Genomic DNA, 14134 nt, shown 5'->3' on the forward strand with positions numbered 1-14134 from the left:
GCGGGAAGGAGAGCCGTCCGCGAAAGGAGCGCTCTCCGCCGTCGACCGTCATGGCTACCGGAAGTCCTCGAGGTGGTGGACCGCCCACTCGGCGTAGGTGTGCGCGGGCCGCCCGGTCACCTCCTGCACCGTCGGCTGCACCGGCACCGTCGCGCCCGACTGGCGCGCGTACATCCGCAGCAGGGAGTCGGCGGTCTCCCCGGGGAGGTACCGGGTCATCCGCTCCCGGGCCTCCGCCACCGTGAGCTCGTCGAAGACCAGCTCACGGCCGAGCACCTGGCCGAGAATCCGCACTCGCTCGATCTGGGAGAGCCCCTGCGGGCCCGTCAGCTCGTACGCCTTGTTGCGGTGCCGGGGGTCGGTCAGCGCATGCGCGGCCACCGCGGCGATGTCCCGCTCGTCGACCGGCGCGGTGACGGCGGCACCGTAGGCCGCGCGGACCACGCCCTCGGCGCGGATGCCCCACGCCCAGGGCAGGTCGTTGACCATGAAGGGGCCCGGGCGCACGAAGGTCCAGTCCAGCCCCGAGGCGGCGACCTCCTGCTCGTCCGCGGCGTTGAGCTGCCCCATGCGTTCCTTGCTGAGGTACTCGTCGGTCACCGAGGCCGACGAGAGCAGCACCACGTGCTGCACGCCCGCTGCCACCGCCGACCCGAGGAACCCGGCCAGCCGGCCGTGCACGGGGAAGAGGAACGCGCCGGTCACGCCCTTGAGGGCGGCGGCGAGCGTGTCCGGCTGCTCCAGATCGCCCTGGACCACCTCCACGCCGTCCGGCAGCGCGGCGCGCTCCGGGTCCCGCGTCAGCGCCCGCACCGGGTGGCCGGCCTCCAGCAGGTACGACACCAGGTTGCGGCCGACGTTCCCGGTCGCCCCCGTAACCAAGATCATCTCTAGCCCTTCGCGACATGGGTAAGCCCCAACTCCACGCCATGGCAAGGATCCTGAGGTCCCGTGTGGAGCCACCAACGACCCTAAGCTCCCGCTCCCAAGAAAATCAACAGCTGTCTACTTTTCGCCGCGGAGGGCCGGCCGCTGGCCCACGGTGCGGGGCCTGCGTACCGGCAAAGACGCACCCACTGGGCGTCGCAGAGGATGTTCGCGCCCTGCGGTCAGGCGGTCCTGCGCGCCTCGGGGTGGCGCAGGCACCAGCCCTCCCAGGCGGAGGAGACCATGTCGGTCACGCCGTACCGGGCGGACCAGCCCAGGTGCCGCTGGATCGGAGTGGCGTCCGCGACGACCTTCGCCGGGTCTCCCGGGCGCCGGCCGACCACGACCGGCTCGGTGCCGTAGCCGGTCACCGTGGCGATGACCTCGATCAGCTCGCGCACCGAAAGCCCCTTGCCCCGGCCGACGTTGAAGGTGCGGGCGACGCCGTCGTGCGCGCGCAGATGGCGGGTGGCGGCCAGGTGGGCGGAGGCGATGTCGGCCACATGGATGTAGTCGCGCACACAGGTGCCGTCCGGCGTCGCGTAGTCGTCGCCGAAGATCTGCGGCGCCTCACCGGCGGTGAGCCTCTCGAAGACCATCGGGACGAGGTTCAGCACGCGCTTGTCGGCCATGACCGGGGTGGCGGCCCCGGCGACGTTGAAGTAGCGCAGGTTGATCACGTCCACGCCGTACGCCTCATGGGCCGCCATGCCGAGCCACTCGCCGATGAGCTTGGTCTGTCCGTACGGGCTCATCGGTGAACACGGGGTCTCCTCGGTGACCAGGTCCACGTCCGGCATCCCGTAGACGGAGGCGCTGGAGGAGTACACCAGCTTCCGAACCCCGGCGGTGTTCATCGCGGACAGAAGAACGCGGAACCCCTCGACGTTCTGGTGGTAGTGCGCCAGGGGAAGCGCGACGGATTCACCGACCTGTGTCCGAGCGACCAGGTTGACGACGCCTTCCACCTGATATTCCTGAAAAACTCGGTCCAGGGCTCGTTCATCGCGAACGTCGGCGACGACAAGGGGAACTCCCTCGGGCACATTGAACTTCGCCCCGGTGGAGAGATCGTCCACGACGAGCACATGCTCGCCGGCGTCGTGCATTGCCTTCACGACGTGTCCGCCGATGTAGCCGGCGCCGCCTGCGACGAGCCAGAACTTCATATGCGCTGTTCCTTTGGTCGTGCCTGTAGTCATCCGCGATACGGCTTGCGGTGGCCAGTGAAAAAGACCATCGAGCGGGTTGTCAACTTGCCGCCGAAACCGCCCCGATGGGCTCCTGTCAGGTACGACGGGAAACCAGAACTTTCGAAAGTGCGAGTTGCTGATCCCTGCCTCTACTCTCTGCCTTGTCGGCGCCGGCGGGGGAGCCATCCGAATGGATGGCGGCCGCGCACGACAGGCAAGGAGAAAGCTGTGGGACGCTCAGTTCTCATCACCGGCGGGAATCGGGGAATCGGGCTGTCGATCGCCCGGGAGTTCGCCGCGGCCGGCGACCGGGTTGCCGTCACATACCGCTCGGGCGAACCGCCCCAGGGCCTCTTCGGGGTCCGCTGCGATGTGACGTCGGCGGCAGACGTGGAACGCGCCTTCACCGAAGTGGAGGCGGAGCACGGGCCGGTCGAGGTGGTGGTGGCCAATGCCGGGATCACCCGCGACAAGCTGCTGCTCAGGATGGACGAGGACGACTTCGGCGCCGTGCTGGACACCAACCTCGGCGGCGTCTTCAGGGTCGTCAAGCGCGCCGGCCGAGGGATGCTGAGGGCCAGGTCGGGACGGATCGTGTTGATCTCGTCGGTGGTCGGTCTGTCGGGTGAGGCAGGCCAGTGCAACTATGCGGCGGCCAAAGCGGGTCTGATCGGCTTCGGCCGGTCGCTGGCCCGGGAGTTGGGCAGTCGCGGCATCACCGTGAACATCGTGGCGCCGGGCATCGTGGCGACAGACATGACAGCCGTGCTCTCCCAGGAGCGCAGGGACGAGATCTGTGCGCACGTCCCGCTGCGGCGGATGGCGGAGCCGGGTGAGATCGCCCCGGTCGTACGGTTCATCGCCTCACCGGAGGCCGCCTACATCACCGGCGCGGTCATTCCCGTCGACGGCGGCCTCGGCATGGGGCACTGAGCCCCGGCCCTGATCACTCTCAGACCTCGTTCAGCGCCACTGCAAGGAAGCCAGACATGAGCAGACTCTTCGAGCCCATCAGACTTCGCAACCTGACCATCCCCAACCGTGTGTGGATGGCCCCCATGTGCCAGTACTCGGCGGCCTCCAGCGGCCCCGAGCTCGGCGTGCCCAACGACTGGCACGCCACGCATCTGACCACCCGCGCGGTGGGCGGGGCCGGCCTGATCATGGTCGAGGCCACCGCGGTCAACCCGGAGGGCCGGATCACTCCCGGCTGCCTCGGGCTGTGGAACGACCGCCAGCAGGAGGCGTTCCGGAAGATCAACGACTCGCTGCTGGAGCACGGCACCGTGCCGGCGATCCAGCTGGCCCACGCCGGGCGCAAGGCCTCGACGGCGGCGCCCTTCCGCGGCGGGAAGCCGGTCGCCCCAGCCGACGGAGGCTGGCAGACGGTGGGTCCCAGCACGGTACCGTTCGGCGACTACCCGGCACCGACCGAGCTGACGACCCGTGAGGTCGCGGGCGTCGTCAAGGACTTCGCAGAGGCCGCCAGGCGCGCCCTGCGGGCCGGTTTCCAGGCCGTCGAGGTGCACGGAGCACACGGCTTCCTGATCAACTCGTTCCTCTCCCCGTACAGCAACAAGCGGACGGACGCCTACGGCGGCTCCTTCGAGAACCGCATCCGGCTGGCTCTGGAGATCGTGGACGCGGTGGGCGAGGTCTGGCCGGACGACCTGCCGATGTTCTTCCGTACGTCGGCCACCGACTGGCTGAGCGAGGACACCCGGGACGACCGCGAGGGCTGGACCGGCGAGGACACCGTGCGGCTGGCGAGGGAGCTGATGGAGCACGGCATCGACCTGCTCGACGTGTCCAGCGGAGGCATCGCCCCGGACGCCCGGATCCCGGTCGGCCCCGGCTACCAGGTTCCGTTGGCGGAGCAGGTGCGCAACGAGACCTCGATGCCGGTCGGCGCGGTCGGCAAGATCACCGAGCCGTGGCAGGCCGAGGAGATCCTGGCGGACGGCAGGGCCGATGTCGTGCTGCTCGGCCGTGAACTGCTGCGCAATCCGTACTGGCCGCAGTACGCCGCGGCCAAGCTCGGCGGCGAGTCGAACTGGCCCGACCCGTACGGCTACGCGGTATAGGCGGTGGGCGCCGGAGCAGACGGAGAACTGATGAGCACGGCGGCCAATCGTCGGGGCTGCGACGACGCCGGACACGGTCGCGGCGCACAGCGCCGACTTCACTACGGGGGTAAGTGACATGCGCATCGCGCTGATCGCCCATGACGGCATGAAGACGATGATGGTCGACTGGGTCGGCCGACAGTACCGGGAACTCGCCCAGCACGAACTGGTGGCGACCGAATCCACCGGCGCGCTGCTGGCAGAGCGGTTCGGGCTGACCGTCCAGCAGGTGGCCAGCGGTCCGCTCGGCGGGGACCAGCAGATCGGCGCCATGATCGTCGATCAGCGGGTGGAGCTGATGATCTTCTTCTGGGACCCGATGGGACTGCACCCGCACAGCCCCGATGTGCAGGCACTCATGCGGCTGGCGGTCCTCCAGGACATCCCGATGGCCCTGAACCCGGCCAGCGCGGACCGCGTCCTGCGGTCACTGGCCGCGAACGGCCGGCCGGAGAGCGCCGGTGCCGCTGCCGGCCGCCGGCGGACGCCGTCGGTACGGCAGGACGCCGTGCGCCGGCGGACACCGTCGGGGAGCCCCGCTGCCGCCCCCCGGTCCTCGGCCGTACCGACGGCCTCCCGGCGGTCCCCGGCCTCCCGGTGGGCCGACACGTCCTCGCCCCCTTCGGCCGCACGTCGCGGCCCATGGGGCGCACACCGCCCCGGCCGCACGCCCACCGTCCCCTCCGAGAGGTAACCATGACCACGTCTTCCTCCACGTCTTCCTCCGCGTCTCCCGCTCCTTCTGCTTCACCTGCCTCGTTTGCGAAGGTCCTGCTCGCGCTCACCAGCCATGGCGAGCTGGGGGACACGGGCCGCAGCACCGGGTTCTACGTGCCCGAGGCGGCGCATCCCTACGAGGTCTTCGTCAAGGCCGGGTACCAGGTCGACTTCGTCTCCGTGCGCGGCGGTTCGTCACCGGTGGACGGTGTCGCACCCGACGACGAGGACTCGGCCCGGTTCCTCGCCGATCCGGCGGTGGCCGCGAAGCTCGCCGACACGCCCACCGCGGACCTGCTCGATCCCGCGGACTACGCCGCCGTGTACTTCGTCGGCGGACACGGGACCATGTGGGACTTCCCGGATGCCACCGAGCTGACCGCCTTCGCGGCGGCCGTGTACGAGCGGGGCGGTGTGGTGGCGGCGGTCTGCCACGGCCCGTCCGCGCTGGTGAATCTGCGGCTGTCCGACGGGACCCATCTGGTGGACGGCAAGGAGGTCGCGGTCTTCACCAACGACGAGGAGGAGTCCGTGGAGCTGGCCGAGGTGGTTCCGTTCCTCCTTCAGACGCGGCTGACGGAGCGCGGGGCCAAGGTCCGCACCGGTCCGATGTGGGCCGAGAACACCGTGGCGGACGGCCGTCTGGTGACCGGGCAGAACCCCGCCTCCGCAGCGCGGGTGGCCGAGCTCACGGTGGGGATACTCGCTTCGGGGACCGAGTCGTAGTGCGGACCGCAGCAGCCGCCGGGATGCCGGAACCGGCGCTGTCCCGGGCCACGCTGGACCGCGCCGGGGAGCACCGGACGGACGAGGACTGGCTGAGTGCGGCCTGGCTCCGGGAGAGCACCCGGGTGGCACTGGTGGCCCAGGACCGCACCCTGGTGGCCGAGGACGGCACCGGGCAGACGGGGATCGTGCTGCTGCCGGCCTCGGCGGCGCCCGACGGGATGCGGTACTTCCTAGGCTCGGACACCGCGGGGGTGGACTACTTCGCCGTCTCGGTGCCCGACCTGCGGTCCCACCGGACCCCCGGCGTGCGCGAGGCCGGACTCCGCGAGATCGGAACGCTCCTGGCGGCCCGGGACGTCGGGCTGCTGGTCCACGCCGTGGCTCTGGACGCCTGGCACCGGACCCACCCCTTCTGCCCTCGTTGCGCGCACCCCACCGACATCGCCTTCGGCGGGCACATGAGGCGCTGTCTCTCCTGCGGGACGGAGCACTTCCCGCGTACGGACCCCGCGGTGATCATGCTGGTCACCGATGCCGAGGACCGCTGCCTGCTGGCCCGGAACGCGGCGTGGGACGAGGGCCGTTGGTCCGTGCTGGCGGGGTTCGTCGACCCCGGTGAGTCACTGGAGCAGGCGGTCCGCCGAGAGGTGCTGGAGGAGGTGGGCGTCCGGGCGGACTCGGTCGAGTACGCCGGGAGCCAGGCGTGGCCGTTCCCCGCGAGCCTGATGGTCGGTTTCTTCGGGCGGACCACGGATCCGGGGATCACCGTGGACGGCGAGGAGATTGCCCAGGCGCGCTGGTTCTCCCGGGCCGAGCTGCGGGGGGCGATGGCCGAGGGAGTGGTGGCGCTGCCGTCCGGCGTGTCGATCGCCCGGATGATGATCGAGCATTGGTACGGCGAGCCGCTCCCGGAGACTCCCTCCTGGTGAATCCGGGGGCTCCGGCCCATCGGCCGGCGCCTCCCCGGCCCTCGTCCGGGGCGGCGCCGGCCGGTGCCGTCCGCTACCCGGCGCTCTCGTGCGGCTGCACCGGGATGAGCGAGACCAGCCGCAGCTCTCCGTTGCTCAGCGGAGAGGTCATGACGATCTCGATGGTCGTCGGTGTCTCCTGGCCCGCCAGGAGCACCTCGCGCCGGTTCCCGTCCGCATGCTCGACGACCCGGTGCTCACGCCACAGCCGGCGTGCGCACGGGCTGGTTTCGAGGATCTCCTCGACCACCGTGCTCAGACGGGTGTTCTCCGGGTGGCGGGCCTGCGCCATCCGCATCTGGGCCAGCATCGGCCCGGCCCAGTCCCGTTCCCAGTTGTGGAAACGGATCCGCCTGCCGGTGTCGGGAGCGAACACCTCCTTGGCGATGTTCTGACCGGCTAGCCCGGAAGGGAACCATTCACCGAAGACCCGGTTCTGGTAAATGACGTCCCAGGCCGTGTCGGATGCGTAGGCGGGCCACGGCTGGAGTTCGAGAAGTTGCCGGACTCCGTCGGTGATACCGGTGTCCTGGCAATTCGCAGGGCTCGTCGGCTCCCAGCCGACCGCGTGGAGGAACAGCAGCTTTCGTTCGGCCTCGTCGAGCCTCAGGGCGCAGGAGACACGGTTCAGAAAGTCCTCCGAATACTGCGCCGCTCCACCCCGTTCGAACTTCCCGTACCAGACGCTGCTGACACCGGTCAGCCGCGCCATGTCCTCCTGGCTGACCAGCTTCGATCTCCCCTGACGGCTCCGTCTCAGTTCCGGGATCTGATCCCGTGTGAGGCGTCTTCGCCAGCCCTTCACCAGTGTGGAGAGATGGTCCAGCGAGCTCGGTTCGTTTGTCACAGATACGCCCCCGTTGGCCTTGCTTGAACAGCCAAGGGTACCAATCATCAAGTATTCGATGATTCGCTGAACTCGGGTGAAAATGGGCAGATCCCGCGTCTGCCGGTCGGCTGTGACAAGGGCGGGACAGATACCGGTTGTTCCGTAGCAGAACCGGGACGATCACCGATCTCACCGCTGCCGCTCGGTGCTTTCTTCCAGAAGGACTTCGAATAGCTCCCAAAAGAAGTCCTGATGTGTCCCCCCGGCGCTGCTGCCGCGCCCCTTATTGAGGGCGACATTTTTTTCCTGTCGCCAGACATCCGTTGCAGTCACGAATGAAGATCACCGAAGCGGCACGGCCGGCCGCACGGACCCCGGCGCGGGTGGCTCCGCCTCCGTCGGCAGCGCTGAGGCGCGGGCTGGTGTCCTCCGCGACCGAGGCCACAATCGCCCCGTCATCGGGGAGCAGCTCGGAGAGCCCCTCGCCGTCCAGGACCGGCGCCCCTGGTGACCGAGCCCGCCGCGGCCACCGGTGTTCCTCGGCCACGACCTCGTCGAACGCCTGCCGCGCCCTGCGACCAAGACACCCCCCTGACCGTGTTTTCACAGGTCAGAGGGGTGTGTGTGAGTGGAGCCTAGGGGAGTCGAACCCCTGACATCCGCCATGCAAAGACGGCGCTCTACCAACTGAGCTAAGGCCCCGGAAAGCAGCAGCCTGCCGGAGGAACCATGTTCCGGCGGGCGCCGCAGACCAGAGTACCGGGTCCCCCCGGGTATCCCGCAAAAATATTGGGGGTCCCCGCGGATGACCACTCTCCGTAAGATGCTCGACGTGGTTCGCTACAGCGAACCGCGTTTTTTTAGGGGAAGCGATGGGGAGACGCAATGGACGCCGCACAGCAGGAAGCCACCGCGAGAGCGCGGGAGCTGCAGCGGAACTGGTACGGGGAGCCGTTGGGGGCGCTCTTCCGTAAGCTCATCGACGATCTCGGGCTCAACCAGGCCCGTCTCGCTGCGGTGCTGGGGCTGTCCGCCCCGATGCTCTCGCAGCTGATGAGCGGACAGCGGGCGAAGATCGGCAATCCCGCCGTGGTCCAGCGGGTGCAGCTGCTGCAGGAGCTGGCGGCCCAGGTCGCGGACGGCAGCGTCAGCGCCGCCGAGGCGACCGAGCGCATGGACGAGATCAAGAAGTCGCAGGGGGGCTCCGTGCTCAGCAACACCACGCAGACCACGAGCGGTTCGGGCGCGCCGACGGTCAAGCGCGTGGTCCGCGAGATCCAGTCGCTGCTGCGCTCGGTGGCCGCCGCGGGCGACATCATCGACGCCGCGGACAGCCTCGCCCCGACCCATCCCGAACTGGCGGAGTTCCTCCGTGTCTATGGCGCCGGCCGCACCTCCGACGCCGTCGCGCACTACCAGTCCCACCAGAACTGAGGCCCTCGGCCCGGTGCACCGGAGGGGGTCCGGTCGCCGGGCCGAGGTCCAGACTCACGACGGGGGACGGTCCGTGAGATCGGGGGACGGTCCGTGGGCCGGGGGGACGGTCCGTGGGCTCGGGGCCCTGCGTGACAGGGGGGAAGCGCGGGGTAGGGGGAAGTAAGGGGGCCGGGGGGACGAGCCTCAGGTTCAGGGGGAGGAGCGATGGGCTGCCATGGGTGAGGTGTTCGCCGGACGCTATGAGCTGGCCGACCCGATCGGACGCGGGGGCGTGGGCGCCGTCTGGCGCGCCTGGGACCACCGCCGACGGCGTTATGTGGCCGCCAAGGTGCTCCAGCAGCGTGACGCCCACTCCCTGCTCCGCTTCGTACGGGAGCAGGCCCTGCGGATCGATCATCCGCATGTCCTCGCCCCGGCGAGCTGGGCCGCCGACGACGACAAGGTCCTCTTCACCATGGACCTGGTCGCCGGCGGCTCGCTGGTCCACCTCGTGGGCGACTACGGCCCGCTGCCGCCGGTGTTCGTGTGCACCCTGCTCGATCAGCTCCTGTCCGGGCTCGCGGCCGTCCACGCCGAAGGCGTCATCCACCGGGACATCAAGCCCGCCAACGTCCTCCTCGAAGCCACCGGAACCGGCAGACCGCGACTGCGGCTGTCCGACTTCGGGATCGCCATGCGGCTCGGCGAACCCCGCCTGACGGAGACCAACCTCGTGGTGGGCACGCCCGGTTACCTGGCGCCCGAGCAGATGCTCGGCTCGGAACCCGACTTTCCCGCCGATCTGTTCGCCGTGGGCCTGGTCGCGCTGTATCTGCTCGAAGGGGCCAAGCCTGATACCAAGGCGCTGGTGCAGTACTTCGCGGAACAGGGGACGCCCGGCCCGCCCAAGGGCATACCGGAACCGCTCTGGCAGGTCGTCGCCACGCTGCTCCAGCCCGACCCGGCCGCGCGTTTCCGCACCGCCAACGGGGCGCGCAAGGCCCTCGCCTCCGCCGTGGAACTCCTGCCCGAGCCGGAGCCCGACGACGAGTTGATCGAAATCTTCGACCAACTCCCGCCCCTCCCACCCGGGTTCGCCCCCGACGGACCGCTCAGAAGAGCGTCCGGACTGGCCTCGGATCTGGACGCGGATCCGGATGCCGGCACGGGCACCGATTCCGGTGCTGCGGCCGACGGGCGGGCGGACACCGGTACCGGTGGAATCAAGGGAGTCGAAGAGACCACCGGCACCGCTGGGAGGGACAACTCCACCGGCTCCCTCTCTGACACCGGCAGTTTCCGTCTGCCGCCGCCCCAGGAGCAGCTCCCTCAGCCCGCCGGTGCCCCTTCCCCCTGCCCTCCGTCCGTCCAGCAGCCCTCACTTCCCCCTCAACCCCCGCTCCACCAGCCCTACTTCTCCCCCCACGTCCCCACCCCGAGCCCGATGCAGGCGCATCCTGCCGATGCCTCCACTGCCTCGTACACCGCTCAGGACGTGCACGCTCCCACTCCGGCCCAGCCGGTCTACGGCGTCCCCGCTCCCGCCGCACCCCCGCAAGGGCGCAGAGCGCGCCGGAGCCGGCGGCCCGGACCCCCGGCCAGGGCCGCGATCCCGATTCTGCTGCTGGCGCTGGCCTGCTACGCCGTGGGTTTCTGGGCGCTGACCCGCGTCTGAGCCCGCCGGGCCGCCACCGTCCAGCCGGCCAGCACCGCCAGCAGCGCGGTTCCCAGGCCGATCCCGCCGATCGCGACCAGCTTCATCACGCGGTCGCCGCCCCCGCCTCCGGGGCTCCCGGGGAGCGCCACCTCCCTCTCCTGCTGCGTGAGCGTGAACACGTCACCGGGCACGGGCCGTCCGGCGTACTGGGGCCCCGTGTGCGCCTGCCCGGCCACCCGGACCCGCAGCGTCACACCGAACGGTCCCTGCCCGAACAGGCCGGTCATCTGCTCGCTGAGGTGCAGGACCAGGTAGTAGTCGCCGGCGAAACGGACGGAGGTCACGGCGGCGGGCGCGGCGTAGCGGTTGGCGTACTCCACCGGCGGCAGCGGGGCGAGCACGGCGGGTTTGCGGGTGCCGGTGTAGCCGACGGCGGCGTCCTCGACGTAGCCGCGGACGGGGTTGTAGACCGACAGGTTCAGGGCGCCGCCGACATAGCCGTGGCCCTGGGCCCCGTCCAGTTCGACGGAGGCGTGCAGTTGCCGGCCCCAGTCGACCGGCACCTTGTAGAACCGGGTCTCGCCGGGCACCAGCGCGGTCCGCCACACCCCTTGGCCCAGCGGGCCGGCCGAGGCGAAACCGGTGCCGCCAAAACGGTCGCGGGGCGCACCGGTGAGCGGCTCGGGCGTGGCGGAGTCCCAGGCCCGCGGCGCGGAGGTGGCCCCGGCCCGGGCCGGGCGCGGTTCCGTGACGGGCGCGATCTCCAGGTCCCAGCGCTGCGCCGTGGCTGCCGTACCGGAGCCCTCGGCGTCCAGGCGCTGGACGAGCACGTAGTACGTCCCGCCGCCCTGGCACACCGTCCTGCCCGCCTCCCGCTGCCCCAGCGCGGTGACCGGGCGCGCGCTGAGCCCCGCGCCGAAGCGGGCGGAGGCGAAGGAGCAGGGCGTTCCGTGCGCGTCCCGGACGGACACCTTGATGCCGTCGGTGGCGGAAACGGTGGTGCCCGGCGGGGGTACCGCGGTGACGGGGACGTACGCCGTGTCGGCGGCCGTGAGGTCGAGCCGGTAGTAGAGCTTGCCGTTCCTCGGCAGGGAGCTGCGGTAGGTGCGGCCGGGGTCCAGCCGTTCGGCCGTACCGGCGCTCGCCGCACCCGCGACGGCACGGGCGCCGGGCGTGAAGGCGTACGGCTGCGGCCGCGTGGCGTCGGCGGCGGACGCGGACGCGGTGCCGGCCGACAGGAGAAGCAGGGCGCACAGCCCCGGCACCAGGGCCGTCCGCACCGTGCCGGGGACCGCCCGGCGACCGTACCGCCGCCACCACGCCGTACGTCGCCCTCGCCCCCGCACCTGCCGCCCTCCCGTGTCATTGCCGTACGGCCGGCACACTCGCCGCGGCCGGCCGCGTCTCATCCTGCCCCGAACGCCTACCGCACCCGGTGAGCCCCCGCAACACAAAACCCCGACCGCGAAGGGCGGTCGGGGTCTGTTCAGACTCTGATATCGGCACTCACGAACCCGTGGGCACGGAGTCAGTCGCCTCCGTCCACAGATCCTGCTCGGCGCGATCCGCCTGGATCTGGCGGTACACGAGGAGCCCGCCGATGGCGGCCAGTGCGACCAGGAGCAGCTTCTTCACCGCGCGACCTCGTCTTTCCTTGACGTAGGGGACCTCTGGCGCCCGACTATACACACCGACCGATATCGATCGGTGACCTATGCCGGACCTCAACTACCGCCTCCGGCAGAGCAATAGAGGAGGTCCGGCGCCGTTCCGATCGGAGGGTGATCACACCCCCACGGACGGTTACTTTGCTCCCTTTTCGCTCGCCGTTGCGGGGTTTCGGGAGCTTTCCGGCCCCCTTGCGTCCATCCGAGTGGTGTTCATCGGAACATCAACGCGCCACGGGCGTCGGTCCACCACTTCGCGACCCACATACACATCATGAGGAAAGTACGCAAATCGCCCAACCCGAAAGTGAGGGGCCATGACCGAGAACAAGGTCATGAAGCTGTGGACCGCCATCGTCACCGCCTTCTTCGCGCTCTGCACGGCGCTCGGACTCGTCGCCGCCTCGTCCGCGGCGGCCGCACCCCGGAGCGAGAACCCCCGTACCGGCACCGCGCACCGCACCATCCCGGCGGTCCCGACGATCCCGGCGGCACACCACTGGGCCTGGTCCCACGGCAGGGCCCTGCCCCCCACGATGAAGCAGCGCATCCGGGCCGAGGCCCACGGAAAGTCCCCGAGGTGCAGGCACCGGCCCCTCACCGACGGCCAGGCGGAGACCGTGACCATCCCCGAACAGGCCTCGGCGGCCAGACTCGACTGCTGACCCCTCCCGCCCCTCGCAGTACCGCAACGTCTCGACACCACGGCGACTTGCGTACGCATCAGTCGAAACGGAAAGACCCCCGGCCGGTCGGCCGGGGGTCTCGCGCTGTTACCGCCCATGAGCTGTTGTTACCTGGGACCATGACCGACACACCGACCACGCCTGCGCCCGAGGCGGTGCGTGCCGCCGTGACCCGGCGCATCACCGTCGTCACCGCTGTCCATGCACCCTCCGCGCGGTTCCTGCCGGACGCCTACGCCTCCCTGTGCGCGCAGCGGCTTCCCGGCGACTGGGAGTGGGAGTGGGTGATCCAGGAGGACGGCACGACGGACGAGGTCCGCCCCCATGTGCCGGACGACGCGCGCGTGAGCTTCGGCCAGGGACGGCCGGGCGGGCCCGGAGTCGCCCGGACGATCGCGCTGGCGCGCGCGGCGGGCGCCTATGTGAAGGTCCTGGACGCCGACGACCAGCTCACACCGGGGGCGCTGGCCCGCGATCTGGCCGTGCTGGAGGCGGACCCGGCCGTCGGCTGGACGACGTCCCGGGTCCTCGACCTGCTGCCCGACGGTTCGACGGCGGGCTTTCCCGGCGACCCGGAGGACGGCCCGCTCGAACGCGGCGCCGTGCTCGACCACTGGAAGCGGAACGGCTTCCGTGCCCCGGTCCATCCGGCGAGCCTGTGCGTCCGGCGGGAACTGCTCCTCGCGCTCGGCGGCTGGATGGCCCTGCCGGCCTCCGAGGACACGGGCCTGCTGCTGGCACTGGACGCGGTGAGCCGCGGCTGGTTCTGCGCGGAGGCCGGCCTGCTGTACCGCAAGTGGGAGGGTCAGGTCACGGGCCAGGCGTCGCATGTCGACCCCGTCGAGCGCGAGGCCCGTATGGCGGTCGCGGAGGCCCGGGCCCGTGCGCTGGCCGGCCTCACCTGGGCCTACCCGGCCGGCCTCGGGTCCGCTTCATGAGCCGGGCGGCCGGTCACGGCCTCACTCACCGAGCAGAATCGCCTGCGCGGGGCACTTCTCGGCCGCTTCCCTGACCTGCGGGTCGTCGGCGGACTCCGCCCGGCCCGGCCGTACGACGCCGTATCCGTCCTCGAACGCGAACACGGCCGGCGCCCGGTGCGCGCACTCGGCGGAGCCGTAGCACAGGGCGCGGTCGACGGAGACTTTCATGTGCCCTCCAGTCGTCGACGACCCCGGCCGACGGGTCCGGCCGCGGGTCGGCTCGGTGACCTCCAGGACGA

At 70.7% G+C, this 14134-nt stretch carries 15 protein-coding genes and 1 tRNA gene; 9 read left to right on the top strand and 7 right to left on the bottom strand.

Annotated features, from left to right (window positions below; all coding sequences use genetic code 11):
- Positions 1–54 precede the first annotated feature (54 nt).
- Positions 55–888 carry an NAD(P)H-binding protein gene (locus ACIGXP_RS11265; RefSeq protein WP_399766769.1) on the bottom strand — a complete coding sequence of 278 codons (834 nt, stop codon included), beginning with the start codon at positions 886–888 and terminating at the stop codon, positions 55–57.
- Between the two features lie 221 nt (positions 889–1109).
- Entirely contained in the window at positions 1110–2096 is a 987-nt protein-coding gene (galE, locus tag ACIGXP_RS11270) for a UDP-glucose 4-epimerase GalE (RefSeq protein WP_399766771.1), read from the bottom strand.
- A gap of 252 nt (positions 2097–2348) precedes the next feature.
- On the opposite strand from galE, the gene ACIGXP_RS11275 reads away from it, so the two are divergent.
- The 5 genes from ACIGXP_RS11275 to nudC all read left to right on the top strand — a co-directional run bounded on the left by ACIGXP_RS11275 (position 2349) and on the right by nudC (position 6621).
- Entirely contained in the window at positions 2349–3053 is a 705-nt protein-coding gene (locus ACIGXP_RS11275; RefSeq protein ID WP_399766774.1) for a beta-ketoacyl-ACP reductase, read from the top strand.
- A gap of 56 nt (positions 3054–3109) precedes the next feature.
- Positions 3110–4204, top strand: coding sequence for an NADH:flavin oxidoreductase/NADH oxidase (locus ACIGXP_RS11280; protein ID WP_399766777.1), 1095 nt, complete (start codon positions 3110–3112; stop codon positions 4202–4204).
- Between the two features lie 118 nt (positions 4205–4322).
- The gene (locus ACIGXP_RS11285) at positions 4323–4940 is read left to right on the top strand and encodes a methylglyoxal synthase (RefSeq protein ID WP_399766779.1); all 618 of its coding nucleotides are present in this window, start codon (positions 4323–4325) and stop codon (positions 4938–4940) included.
- Between the two features lie 2 nt (positions 4941–4942).
- Positions 4943–5689 (top strand): type 1 glutamine amidotransferase domain-containing protein, encoded by a 747-nt coding sequence (locus ACIGXP_RS11290; RefSeq protein ID WP_399766782.1) that lies wholly within the window; start codon positions 4943–4945, stop codon positions 5687–5689.
- Positions 5689–6621 (top strand): NAD(+) diphosphatase, encoded by a 933-nt coding sequence (gene nudC / locus ACIGXP_RS11295; protein WP_399766785.1) that lies wholly within the window; start codon positions 5689–5691, stop codon positions 6619–6621. Before ACIGXP_RS11290 ends, nudC begins: the two co-directional genes overlap by 1 nt.
- A gap of 73 nt (positions 6622–6694) precedes the next feature.
- Here the strand turns inward: nudC and ACIGXP_RS11300 are convergent, their stop codons facing one another.
- Both ACIGXP_RS11300 and ACIGXP_RS11305 read right to left on the bottom strand, forming a co-directional pair.
- A complete protein-coding gene (locus ACIGXP_RS11300; RefSeq protein ID WP_399766787.1) occupies positions 6695–7555 on the bottom strand; it encodes a helix-turn-helix transcriptional regulator in 861 nt (286 codons plus the stop codon).
- Positions 7556–8118: 563 nt separating this feature from the next.
- Positions 8119–8191: transfer RNA gene (locus ACIGXP_RS11305), tRNA-Ala, on the bottom strand.
- 183 nt (positions 8192–8374) lie between these two features.
- On the opposite strand from ACIGXP_RS11305, the gene ACIGXP_RS11310 reads away from it, so the two are divergent.
- Both ACIGXP_RS11310 and ACIGXP_RS11315 read left to right on the top strand, forming a co-directional pair.
- A complete protein-coding gene (locus ACIGXP_RS11310; protein WP_351242024.1) occupies positions 8375–8923 on the top strand; it encodes a DNA-binding protein in 549 nt (182 codons plus the stop codon).
- Positions 8924–9140: 217 nt separating this feature from the next.
- Positions 9141–10580 (top strand): serine/threonine-protein kinase, encoded by a 1440-nt coding sequence (locus ACIGXP_RS11315; RefSeq protein ID WP_399766790.1) that lies wholly within the window; start codon positions 9141–9143, stop codon positions 10578–10580.
- Here ACIGXP_RS11315 and ACIGXP_RS11320 read toward each other — a convergent pair.
- Both ACIGXP_RS11320 and ACIGXP_RS11325 read right to left on the bottom strand, forming a co-directional pair.
- Entirely contained in the window at positions 10544–11842 is a 1299-nt protein-coding gene (locus tag ACIGXP_RS11320) for a hypothetical protein (RefSeq protein ID WP_399766793.1), read from the bottom strand. The genes ACIGXP_RS11315 and ACIGXP_RS11320 overlap by 37 nt on opposite strands.
- Positions 11843–12068: 226 nt before the next feature.
- On the bottom strand, positions 12069–12197 hold the full coding sequence (locus ACIGXP_RS11325; RefSeq protein ID WP_003999697.1) for a DLW-39 family protein: 129 nt from the start codon (positions 12195–12197) through the stop codon (positions 12069–12071).
- Between the two features lie 349 nt (positions 12198–12546).
- Between ACIGXP_RS11325 and ACIGXP_RS11330 the strand changes: the two genes are divergently transcribed.
- Positions 12547–12894, top strand: a complete 348-nt coding sequence (locus tag ACIGXP_RS11330; protein WP_399766795.1) for a DUF6344 domain-containing protein — start codon at positions 12547–12549, stop codon at positions 12892–12894.
- Positions 12895–13034: 140 nt separating this feature from the next.
- A complete protein-coding gene (locus tag ACIGXP_RS11335) occupies positions 13035–13853 on the top strand; it encodes a glycosyltransferase family 2 protein (RefSeq protein ID WP_399766797.1) in 819 nt (272 codons plus the stop codon).
- Between the two features lie 21 nt (positions 13854–13874).
- On the opposite strand, the gene ACIGXP_RS11340 is transcribed toward ACIGXP_RS11335, so the two are convergent.
- Positions 13875–14063 carry a ferredoxin gene (locus tag ACIGXP_RS11340; RefSeq protein WP_363214146.1) on the bottom strand — a complete coding sequence of 63 codons (189 nt, stop codon included), beginning with the start codon at positions 14061–14063 and terminating at the stop codon, positions 13875–13877.
- Positions 14064–14134 lie beyond the last annotated feature (71 nt).

Origin of the sequence: Streptomyces sp. NPDC053069 (assembly GCF_044546895.1) — a bacterium.
Taxonomy (GTDB): Bacteria; Actinomycetota; Actinomycetes; order Streptomycetales; family Streptomycetaceae; genus Streptomyces.